Source organism: Bacillus cereus group sp. MYBK14-1, assembly GCF_051916885.1.
GTDB classification, from domain to species: Bacteria; Bacillota; Bacilli; order Bacillales; family Bacillaceae_G; genus Bacillus_A; species Bacillus_A cereus.
Map to the genome: position 1 here is coordinate 1 of NZ_JBQAHM010000015.1, position 11,860 is coordinate 11,860.

The window sequence follows — 11,860 nt, forward strand, 5'->3', positions numbered from 1 at the left end:
AGGAAAACCAGGTGAAGGAACAGGAAAACCAGGTGAAGGAACAGGAAAACCAGGTGAAGGAACAGGAAAACCAGGTGAAGGAACAGGAAAACCAGGTGAAGGAACAGGAAAGCCGGGTGAAGGAACAGAAAAGCCGGGTGAAGGAACAGAGAAGCCAGGTGAAGGAACAGAAAAGCCAGGTGAGGGAGTAGAAAAACCTAATTTACCAGAACAAGGACAAGGTTCTTCTAATAATCAACAACTCCCAGCTACAGGACACAATACGAATTACGTTCCATTCATCGGTTTTATGCTTCTGTTACTAGGAATACGTTTAAGATTCATGGCTAAAAATAGTTAACGGATGTATAAAAGGCATCAGAGATATATAATCTCTGATGCCTTTTAAGTGAATACAGATAAAATGAAAATATCTATATGGAATGATAAATATGTTAAGCTTCAATTACGCTAAGCATTCTGTTTATAAATGCAGCTGCGTGAGCACGTTGTGATGGTCCTTTTGGTACGAATTGATTCAATTCATTACCTTTTACAATTCCGTATCCATACACTCTTTGTACTTCTTCTTTAGCGTAAATTAAGTTTTGGTCTACGAATGGTAGTTCAACTTGTTTTGCAAAAATACCAGCGTGTTTTAGAGAACGATCGATCATAATAACAGCTTCTTCGCGTGTAATTGTAGTATTTGGGTCAAATGTATTATCACCACGTCCGCGGATTATGCCTGCGCTTGCTGCACGATTAATACCGTCTCGTAACGATGGGTGTACTTGTTCTAAGTCTGTGAAATTAGCATTTCCACTTGGTAATTGTAAAGCACGAGTAATTAATGTAGCAAATTCAGCACGCGTTACAAGACGTTCTGGGAAGTACTTGCCGTTTCCTTCTCCTTGCATAATGCCTCTAGCTGCTAATTGACGAATGTCTTGTTCATACCAGCCACCTGTAATGTCATCAGTTACTGGATTTTTTTGATTTTCTTTATAGTATGTTTCAGTTCCTTTTAAGAAAGCATCCCATTGTCCGCGTTGAATCATAAACGCAGGGCAGTTTTTTCCTGACCAAAATTGGTGTTTTTGGACCTTATCTAGAGAAATATTTAAGTCGTTCATTAAATAAGCTGCCAATTTACGGGCATTTTCTACCGCTTTTTCATAGTTTCCATCTTGATTAACGGCAATTTCAATTCCGATAGATTCATAGTTTCCAGTTTTATTTCCAGCATGCCATCCAACTTCATTTACCGGAAGATGTTGATAAATTTCTTTATCATCTACTGTGAAATGCCAAGATGCGGCGCGATCAGCTGTTCCGCGTGCTTGATTATCTAAGAATTTTGCATGATTTAGAGCATTGGCACCTTTCGCTGTATTAGCCGTTTCGTGAATCGTAATATATTTAGGCACCATCGGGTAGCCAGGTCGAATATCGTCATTTCCTTTTGGGACAATCATTTCTTTAAATGTAACGCCATAAATATTGTTTGTTTGTAGAGCTTCTGGCGATCTCAATAAACTGTTTTTAGCAGTACGACTGTTTTTTAATAATGAAGCTTTTGTACCTTCAAATGTAGCAGAAGGTGCATAAATCCATTTTGCTGTTTCGTTTATTTGGACTTTAAACCAATTTCCAGCTTGTTCAGTAGGAGTAATGACTTGTGGCTCTAGTTTCCCTTCTTCTTTAAACGATTGGAACGGAAGTGCATGTATGGAAGCTTCTTCTTTTACGATTAATTTTTGGTTAGATAGTTTATGAATCTCTTGAACTTCTAAGCTATTATCATTGTTATCTATCCATCCAGCGCCAGTTGACGTGGTTATGTAATAAGCATTTCCTTTTTTCTTTGTCGCCGTTACGACTTGTTCTGTAATCTCGATATTCGATTTGTTTTTTAAATCATTCGCGGTATATAATGAATGTTTTTTTGAAGTGTATAGTAGGAATTGGCCAGTAACCTCGATATCTTCTTCATGAGTACTATGCTCATTAACATGTTCTTTAATACTTTTAAAAACTTGATCCTCCGTATATACTTCGGCGGATTTTTCAGCACTCTCTGCAAATGAATAAGTAGGTGCAAGAACAGTTTGTAATGCAAGAGAGAGAGTTAAAACACTATAAAATTTCTTTTTCATATTTGTTTTTAACACATTAGATTGTGGAATCTAGTGTTAACAGTCCTCCTTTTTATATTGTATTTTCACTATGTATCGATTTTAACACTAATAAATTTTAACAAGAGAAAATCATGATGTCTATATACATGAGCAATATTCATAAAAAGAATTATTTGAAAAAATGTAAGAGAAACAGGTAAAACCTTCTGTATTGACCTGTAAACGCCCTTCAAGTAAACTAAAGAGAGTTTGCAAATGAAAAGGTGATAATGTTGTTAATTTCAATTAAAACGTTACAAGATGATCGTTTTTTACGTCCGCTACAAAATATTGGCGGCTTATTTTTTGAAGATAGTACGATTGGATTTGAACAAGAGGAAGCAAATCTGATCGTTGATATACACATTGAGGATAATGTGAAAGCATCCGCTCAATTAACGGATGTTAGCACAGGAAATGTGTATGAAGAAACATTCTCGAAAGATTTATCTGCTTTCACAGATGAAAAAGAGCGTATGAAGCAAGTGAAACACGTTGTTTCTTATGTATATCTTTCTGTTCTTCAGCAGTTAACTGGTATTGAACAAAGCTGGGGTATTTTAACGGGAGTACGTCCGACGAAACTTCTTCACAAAATGCTTCAAAATGGTATGTCAAAAGAAGAAGCGCATCAAGAACTTCGTGAAAGTTATTTAATTCATGAAGAGAAAATTGAACTTCTTCAGCGCATTGTTGATTGCCAATTAGCAGTTGTTCCGGATTTATACCGTTTGAAAGAAGAAGTAAGTATTTATATCGGTATTCCGTTTTGTCCAACGAAATGTGCATACTGTACATTCCCGGCTTATGCGATTAATGGACGCCAAGGGTCTGTTGATTCGTTCTTAGGTGGTTTACATTATGAAGTTCGTGAAATTGGTAAGTTTTTAAAAGAAAAAGGTGTAAAAGTTACGACGATTTATTACGGCGGCGGTACACCTACAAGTATTACAGCAGAAGAGATGGATATGCTGTATGAAGAAATGTATGAAGCGTTCCCAGATGTGAAAAATGTGCGTGAAGTAACAGTTGAGGCAGGTCGCCCAGATACAATTACGCCAGCAAAGCTAGAAGTGTTAAATAAATGGAATATTGACCGTATTAGTATTAATCCGCAGTCATACCATCAAGAGACACTAAAAGCAATTGGACGTCATCATACTGTAGAAGAAACAATTGAGAAATACCATTTAGCTCGTGAAATGGGAATGAACAATATTAATATGGACTTAATTATTGGTCTTCCTGGTGAAGGGTTAGATATCTTCAAGCATACGTTAGATGAAACAGAAAAGTTAATGCCAGAATCATTAACAGTTCATACGTTATCATTTAAACGTGCTTCTGAAATGACGCAAAACAAACGTAAATATAAAGTAGCAGGTCGCGAAGAAATTACAGCGATGATGCATGAAGCAGAAGAGTGGACGCAAAAGCATAATTACGTACCATATTACCTATATCGTCAAAAGAATATTTTAGGTAACTTAGAGAACGTTGGTTATGCAATGCCGACGCAAGAAAGTATTTACAACATTGTCATTATGGAAGAAGTACAATCAATTATCGGACTTGGTTGTGGTGCATCAAGTAAATTTGTTCACCCGAAGACGGGAGCAATTACGCACTTTGCGAATCCGAAAGATCCAAAATCATATAATGATGGCTTTGTGAAATATACAGAAGATAAACTGAAAATTTTAGAAGAGCTATTTGCATAAGAAGAAAGAGGTTGTTCCGAGTCGGAACAACCTCTTTTTTATCCTGCAGTAACGGGCGGTCCGATTATATCTTATCAGTTTTTGTCGGTAAGTCGATATATTTGAAAAATCGCTGATATAAATTGAGTTGTGGTTGATATATTTCAAGTTACGGTCGATATATCTGGAAAATCGCCGATATAATTTCATTTACCGTCTAGCGGTACCGTATGTAAAACTATGTCGATAATAATCAGAAAAATTAGTCAAATCATTAGAGGACAATGTCTACTTATGGACGAAATGATAGATTTATGAAAGAGAAAAGGGGGAAATTGTTGGCATGTATATGACGATAGGGAGAATTTTTGATTTATCAGTTGGTAAGTATCCAAATAAAGAGGCGTTAGTGGAACCTGAAAAAAATATTCGCTGGACGTATAAACAGTGGGATGAACAAATAAATAAAACAGCGCACGCTCTATTAGAAGAAGGGGTAAGAAAGGGAGATACGGTATCTGTTTACTTATATAATTGCCATGAATTTGTAAACGTTTACTTAGCCTGTGCGAAAATTGGAGCGATCTTTAACCCGATTAATTTCCGCTTAAAAGCAAAAGAAGTATCTTATATTCTTCAGGACGCATCCTCGAAAGTCGTTGTCTTTGAAAAAGTAGTTGAGTCAACTGTTGCTATAATTGAAAGAGATTTTCCAAATACATCTTTTTGGTCTATAGAAAACGATAAACCTTCCTATGCAAGTTCCTACCATGAAAAAGTGAATGAAGCATCTTCTGAGAAAGTAAATATCGAAATTGATGAAATGGATTATTGTTCTATGCTGTATACGAGCGGTACGACAGGTCATCCGAAAGGCGTGTTACATCGCCATCGTGAAATGGCTGAGCATAGTATGATTTGTACGTATTTCCTAAAATATAATAGAGATAGCGTTGGGCTTGTTGTTGCACCTTTATATCACTGTGGTGAATTAAATGCCGGAATCATACCACGCATTCAAGTTGGCGGAAAGAATGTTATTTTGCATCATTTTGATACAGAAACAGTATTACATACGATTCAAGAAGAAAAGATTACGACGTTCTTTGCAGCGCCGACGATGTGGAATATGTTGTTGCAAAAAGATTTAGCTCAGTATGATTTAACGTCAATGAAAATCGGTATATATGGCGGAGCAGCAATGGCACCGGCGTTAGTGAAGGAATGTAAAGAACGTCTTTATATTGATCTTGTTCAAATATACGGAATGACAGAAATGGGGCCAGTTGTTGCATTTCTCGTAGAGGAGGATCAAATTACGAAAGCTGGTTCAGCAGGCACGCCATGTTTTAGCCATGAAGTTCGTATTGTGAAACCGAACGAGGATGCACCGGCAGAACCAGATGATGTATTACCTCCTTATGAAGTGGGAGAAATTATTTTACGTGGCCCAACTATGATGGCTGGCTATCATAATCGTGAAGAAGCGAATAAAAAATCGATGTATAAAGGATGGTATCATTCTGGTGATCTAGGCTATTTTGATAAAGACGGTTATTTATTCGTTGCTGATCGCGTTGATGATATGGTAATTAGCGGTGGCGTAAATATTTATCCTCGTGAAATTGAAGATTTCCTTCATAGTCATCCAGGTATATTAGATGTGGCGGTACTTGGCGAGCCAGATGAATTATGGGGAGAGCGTGTTGTGGCAGTTATTGTGAAGAAAGATGAAACAATAACAGAAGCTGATTTAGAAACGTATTGCAAAGAAAGTGATGAACTAGCAGATTATAAACGTCCGCGTCATTATTTATTTGTAGATGAACTCCCTCGTAATGCGAGCGGGAAGTTGCAGAAGTTTGTACTGAGGGAGTCGTTGAAAGGTGCGAAAAAATAGAAAATGAAGGATGCCCCATATCTATGGGGTATCCTTCATTTTTCTGTATTAAACAGAAGAAACAATATCTTTGTTAATTCTCATTTTTTCTTGGTGAAGGTTAATTAGCGAATTTGAAATAAGGTGGAAACACAAAGTGGATGTAATACAAAAAGAAAAGACACCCTAAGGTGCCTTTCTCCGACTTGAACCATTTCATTTCATACGAATCGGAATCTATCCGTATTACCATTACCCCTTTGTTATGAGTGTAAACACACACTATAAAGCAGAATCGTCTATATACACTAGATTGTTAGTTCACAAAAGACAAGAGATTTGAGATCAATATCGAAGTGACGCCACATCCCCTATAATAATTGATATGTTACGCCTTTTAAAAGAATCTGCTTTATAGAACGTGCCCACAAGTTATATTTTACTACATGTAATATTCATTCAGTGTATTTTTTGATGAATATGTATAATTACATAAACTGTATGAAAAAAGAGAGTATACTCTGATGTTGTGTAATAAAGATAAAGCCCGCCTATGGAATAGGGGGCTTTTCTTACTTTTTATAAATATTTATTCCAATTATATTATCAGATGAGTCTAAACGAATATAAACGTCAGCTGATAAAAGGTGTGCATTATATATTCGTTGTTTATATGTTGATATCTCGAAGCGTTTTCCATTTAATTCACATTCTAGAATAATCATATCGCCATGTTCTTTCCAATTTATTAATTTAGCAGTTGTATTCATATAAACCTCCTCTGAATCATTTTATGAAAATTAATAGAGATAGTGTGAGAAAGGAGTTTATATAACAAAAAAAGACACCTTAAGTGTCTTCTTTGATTACTATAAAAGTCGTTGAATGAAATAGGTTTCTATTTTTATTTGCGTGAAAAGCCTTCTTCATCAAGGTATTCCGCAGCTTCTGGATAAGAGTTGAATGTACCGTCTAAGTTTACACCAGCGTACACGTTCCACATGTCATCCTCTGAAATAAGAGTAAGAATATGACCATCTTCATTCTGCCATTCTTCTTCTTTCGCAGGTTCTACAGGTGCTACTACTTCTTCTTGTGATAGAAGGTCAATTGATTTCTCAATTACTGAACGTAACTCCTCTGCTGAAAACTCACGGATGTTAACCATGCCTTTATCATCTGTTTTATAACCTTTAATACCGCTTGCATATACAAATCCATTTCCATTTGGGTGTAAATGAAATACAACGTTCTTTTTATCTAAACGACTTTCTTCAAAGTGGAAGTTTACACGTTTTAATGATACGTTCTTTCTTTCTAGTTCTGGGAAAGATTCAATAATCGATAATTTTTCTTCAAAAGTTAGCATAGTGCCTCCAAGTATATAGTAAAAGATTTAATTTGTTCATTATAGCATAGTTGCAATTGTTTCCAAAGATAAGGGGGAAACTTTTCGTTGAATACGTTTACGTCACGAGAATGTAAAAAGTGAGCTAACGAATGTATCTTTTTAGGTGTACAATGGAACATGGACTTTATACAAAGGTGGTTTTTTTATGTTTCAAAAAATAGCAAAGGAATGTTTAGCAGGATTTACTGTTGCGATTGTTGCGTTACCACTTGCGATTGCATTTGGTATTGCCGCGACAGGAACGTCTGAGGGAGCGCTTGTTGGATTGTATGGTGCGATTTTTGCAGGTTTATTCGCAGCGTTATTTGGCGGGACACCTGGGCAAGTAACAGGACCAACAGGACCAATTACCGTTATTGCAACAGGAGTTATTGCGACGCACGGGTTAGAGGCAAGTTTTATTGCCTTTATGATGGCAGGGTTATTTCAAATTTTATTCGGTGTATGTAAGCTCGGTTCTTACGTTCGATATATTCCGTATCCTGTCGTTTCGGGATTTATGAATGGTATTGCATTAATCATTATTTTAGGCGAAATAAAGCACGTACAAAATAGTTTTTTACTTGTTGTGTTAACGATTATTGTAATGATTGTTTCTGGTAAATGGATTAAGGCGATTCCGTCTAGTTTAGTAGCACTAGTCGGTGTGACAGCTTTGCTTCCTTTATTTTCTTCCCTACTCGAAGGACTTACAGTAAAGTTACCGATTATCGGAAATCTTTCACTAAATAAAGTAATTGAAAAGATTGGAACCATTCCAGAAGCGATGCCTACGCTTCATATTCCATCTTTAAGTGGAACAGGAATAGCAGCACTTATTTTGCCAGCGCTTAGTATTGCTTTATTAGGATCGATTGACTCGTTGTTAACATCGGTCGTAATGGATAATGTGACAGGTACACGTCATAAAAGTAATAAAGAACTGGTCGGACAAGGTATCGGTAATATGATGAGCGGATTGTTTGGCGGATTAGCAGGTGCAGGTGCGACTGTAAGGTCTATCGTGAATATAAGAAGTGGCGGTAAAACGGCACTTTCGGCATGTATGCATAGTGTTATCTTATTTATTTTTATTATGGGTCTTGGTTCGGTCGTACAATATATTCCACTTGCTGTATTATCAGGTATTTTAATTTTAACTGGTATTGGAATGTTCGATTGGGGAAGCATGAAAAAGATGCATGTCGCTCCTAAAGGTGATGTCGTTGTTATGCTCGTAACGATGATTGTAACGGTGAAGTTCGATTTAATGATTGCTGTTGCATTCGGTATTATTCTTTCGTTCATCATATATATGGTGAAATGTAAAGAACGCAAAACTTCTATCGTAAAAGAAAAAGAAGAAACGTACACAATTCAAGGACCGCTCTCTTTCCTATCAGTAGATCGTATTTTCTCTACTTTACAAGATGTGAAGTCACCGGTTGTTTTACGTATGAAAGATGTGCGTTATATGGATGTATCAGGAGCTATGGCATTATTAAATTTTGTTGAGCAATCAAATAAAGTAGGAGCAAGTGTAAAGCTTGAGCAAGTACATCCGAGTATTGAAAAAACAATCGCAGTAATGGCAAGCAATGAACAGAAAGAGCAATTGAAAATTTTAAGTGTTTAGATGGTAATTAGAATATCTCACAATCTTACATAAATTATAATGTAGAGTTGTGGGATATTTTTATAATGTTTTTAGTAATATGTATCGCAGTGATAGAGAGGAAGGGCTCTTTTGAGTAACAGAAACGGTTATAGTGTGTACATATATAATGGAAGGAATTAGAAAAAATATTGTGAAGAGACAGGCTTAAATGGGTTCTCTTTTCTATTTTGAAAAAAAAACCAAGTATTCAACCTATAATAAATTTGTTATGATAACCAATGGGATAAAGTGAATTCCTATCGTTTAAAACAATATGTTTGAGAGTATATGTATAAAAGAAAAGAGAAAAAATATGAATAAAACATTTGTAAAAGGAGCAGCAATTTTAACCATTACAACTTTTTTGTCGAAATTGCTGGGTAGTTTTTTTCAAATTCCATTACAAAATATTGCAGGAGATGAAGTGCTCGGTATTTTCCGCCTTGTTTTTCCTGTATATATGATTGCTCTTACATTATCGGTAGCCGGAGTTCCACTTGCAATTTCGAAACTAATTGCAGAGTTGAACGAAAAAAATAAGCAAAAGGAAATTGCGAAATTATTTAAATCAGCGTCAATTATTGGGATAGCATTTGGCGTTTTCGGCTGTTTAGTCATTGTATTATTTTCTATTGAAATTGCAAATATGCTTGGTGGACAAGAAACTAGAATGCCGTTGCTTATTACTTCATTAGCATTACTCATTGCGCCATACATGGCGGTGTATAGAGGGTATTTTCAAGGTTTCGGTGATATGAAACCAACAGGGGTATCACAGGTCATTGAGCAATTTGTACGTGTGTTTTTTATGTTAATAATTGCTTACATACTAGTATCATGTGATAAGAGTAATACTGTTATTACTAGTGGTGCGATGGTTGGCTCTTTTCTTGGAGTCATTAGTTCGCTTATATATTTGCGTATAAAATATAATAGAAGTCCATACTACAATAAAAGCAATACCTATTCGCTCCGAGATTTAAGAGAAAACGGCAAAAAGATATTGCGGGTATCGATCCCAATCGCTATTGGAGCTTTATCAATGCCACTTTTAAATTTAGTAGACTCGCTTACAATACCGCATGTATTACAAGGATCATCAACAGAAATTCAAGAACAATTTGGAATATACAGTCGCGGTTTTGCATTCACGCAAATAATTGTTATTTTTGCAAGTGCAATTGTATTTCCGTTAATACCACTCTTAACTTCCGCATTGGCCAAAAGAGATATAAATTTGGCGAAAATAACAATTCAAAATACAAATCGACTAGCGCATGTTTTGACAGCACCGTTAACAATATGGTTGATGGCATTAACAGTACCGTTAAATGTCGGATTGTTCACAGATGTAAAAGGCAGTAGTATGTTAACAGTTATGATTGGCAGTTCGTATTTTACTGCGGTTATGGTATTATCAATAGGTGTTTTACAGGGCATTAACCGTTCTGCACAAGCTGCATGGATTGTTATTGCTGCGAGTTGTGTGAAAGTCGTGTTAAACATAATGTTCGTGCAGAAGTTTGGCATAGATGGAGCGGCGTATAGTACATTCATTACTTACGTATTGGTTTGTATTGTAAATCATTTGTATATTCGAAGCTATATTGCCTATTCTATTCATTTAAAAAGCTTTTTTGGTGTGCTAGCAATAGCATGTATTTTGGGACTAGGATTGTATGAACTATGTAATGTGATAAATATTACATCTTCAAGAATTATGACGTTATTATTCAGTGGTATAGCATTAAGTATTACAACCATTTTGTATGGTGTATGTGCTTTGAAATTAAAATGGATATCAATAAACAAAATACCATTTTTGAAAAGATAAATATAGAAATTTAATTTTTTATTATAATTCATATGAACTGATAAAGAGGAAACTATGTAGGGTATCAAGTGTTTAGGTAAGGAATGGGTACTAGTTTATGTTAGATGAAATAAACGGTTACCTAGTTTTGGAGGAGATTTAGGGTGCGTTTAGTCTTATCAGGATATTATGGTTTTTATAATGTTGGAGACGAGGCGATTCTACAATCAATTATTGAATCGTTAAGTAAAGAGAACCCGGATATAGAACTAGTAGTACTATCAAATGATTCTAAATATACAAAGGAAATGTATGGTGTAGAATCGGTAGATCGCTGGGATATAAAAGCTGTTTATCATGCAATCAAAAACAGTGATGGAGTTATTAGCGGTGGCGGGAGCCTTCTTCAAGATCAGACAAGTACGAAGAGTATTCTATATTATACGGGTATTATGGGACTCGCTCGATTATTAAAAAAGCCGTATTATATTTATTCACAAGGAATAGGTCCAATTACAAAAGGATATAATCGTCTATTAGTAAAATGGAACTTGTCAAAAGCTTCCTATGTATCAGTTCGAGATGAGGATTCGTTTTTATATTTAAAAGAACTTGGCATAAAAAACGATATTGAAATTGTTCCAGACCCTGTTTTAACATGGAAACGGACAAAACAATCGGATTGGTTGCAAAAGCATTCGATACATGGAAAAGTAATTGCGGTTAGTGTGCGTTATTGGAATGCAAAAGAAGATTATATAAAAAAATTAGCTGCGGCATTAAAAAAATTAAAGCAAGAAGGATACCAAATTCTATTTGTTCCAATGCATGAGCCATTTGATCAAAAAGCTTCGCGTGAAGTAGTAGACTTAATGGGAGAAGAGACGTATATGCTTCCATATAAAATGGATATCGACGAGAAAATATTCATTTTATCACAATGTTCATTACTAATTGGTATGCGTCTTCATGCACTAGTTTTTTCTGCTGTAGCCAAAACTCCAATGGTCGGGATTTCATACGATCCGAAAATTGATTCGTTTTTAAGTCAAGTGAATCAGCCAGTTATAGGAAGTGTGGATGGCGAATGGAGTGCTGAATATTTATATGAAATTGCGAAAAAGCAATTAATGCAACAAGGAACTGTGCAGCAAGAGTTACAATTGACAATAGATGAGCTTCGGTTGCAAGGCAAACAGGCAACAAAGAAACTCATTGATCATATGGAAAAAGGCACTTTATTAAAAAAGTAAAGTGTCTTT

The 11,860-nt window shown here is 35.6% G+C and carries 9 protein-coding genes; 6 read left to right on the top strand and 3 right to left on the bottom strand.

All coding sequences use genetic code 11. From position 1 onward, the window contains the following. On the top strand, nt 1-340 hold a 340-nt coding region (locus tag ACTFR3_RS25805), incomplete at its 5' end, for an LPXTG cell wall anchor domain-containing protein (protein ID WP_440020963.1). Nucleotides 341-434: 94 nt separating this feature from the next. On the opposite strand, the gene ACTFR3_RS25810 is transcribed toward ACTFR3_RS25805, so the two are convergent. Next, entirely contained in the window at nt 435-2,138 is a 1,704-nt protein-coding gene (locus ACTFR3_RS25810) for an S-layer homology domain-containing protein (protein WP_002164626.1), read from the bottom strand. Between the two features lie 251 nt (nt 2,139-2,389). Between ACTFR3_RS25810 and ACTFR3_RS25815 the strand changes: the two genes are divergently transcribed. Beyond that, entirely contained in the window at nt 2,390-3,880 is a 1,491-nt protein-coding gene (locus tag ACTFR3_RS25815) for a coproporphyrinogen III oxidase (protein ID WP_002164625.1), read from the top strand. A 322-nt stretch (nt 3,881-4,202) separates the two neighbouring features. After that, nucleotides 4,203-5,759 carry a fatty acid--CoA ligase gene (locus ACTFR3_RS25820; RefSeq protein WP_440044962.1) on the top strand — a complete coding sequence of 519 codons (1,557 nt, stop codon included), beginning with the start codon at nt 4,203-4,205 and terminating at the stop codon, nt 5,757-5,759. Between the two features lie 551 nt (nt 5,760-6,310). Here ACTFR3_RS25820 and ACTFR3_RS25825 read toward each other — a convergent pair. Together ACTFR3_RS25825 and ACTFR3_RS25830 are read right to left on the bottom strand one after the other, a co-directional pair. Continuing rightward, a complete protein-coding gene (locus tag ACTFR3_RS25825; RefSeq protein ID WP_001098258.1) occupies nt 6,311-6,508 on the bottom strand; it encodes a hypothetical protein in 198 nt (65 codons plus the stop codon). 134 nt (nt 6,509-6,642) lie between these two features. Further along, nucleotides 6,643-7,107: a hypothetical protein gene (locus ACTFR3_RS25830; protein ID WP_000954998.1), complete on the bottom strand. Its 465-nt coding sequence runs from the start codon at nt 7,105-7,107 to the stop codon at nt 6,643-6,645. Nucleotides 7,108-7,294: 187 nt separating this feature from the next. On the opposite strand from ACTFR3_RS25830, the gene ACTFR3_RS25835 reads away from it, so the two are divergent. From ACTFR3_RS25835 to csaB, 3 genes are all read left to right on the top strand, one after another. Continuing rightward, entirely contained in the window at nt 7,295-8,764 is a 1,470-nt protein-coding gene (locus ACTFR3_RS25835) for a SulP family inorganic anion transporter (protein WP_048655873.1), read from the top strand. A 334-nt stretch (nt 8,765-9,098) separates the two neighbouring features. Next, nucleotides 9,099-10,619, top strand: a complete 1,521-nt coding sequence (locus ACTFR3_RS25840) for a putative polysaccharide biosynthesis protein (protein WP_440044963.1) — start codon at nt 9,099-9,101, stop codon at nt 10,617-10,619. A gap of 143 nt (nt 10,620-10,762) precedes the next feature. Next, nucleotides 10,763-11,851 (top strand): polysaccharide pyruvyl transferase CsaB, encoded by a 1,089-nt coding sequence (csaB, locus tag ACTFR3_RS25845; RefSeq protein ID WP_001241591.1) that lies wholly within the window; start codon nt 10,763-10,765, stop codon nt 11,849-11,851. Nucleotides 11,852-11,860 lie beyond the last annotated feature (9 nt).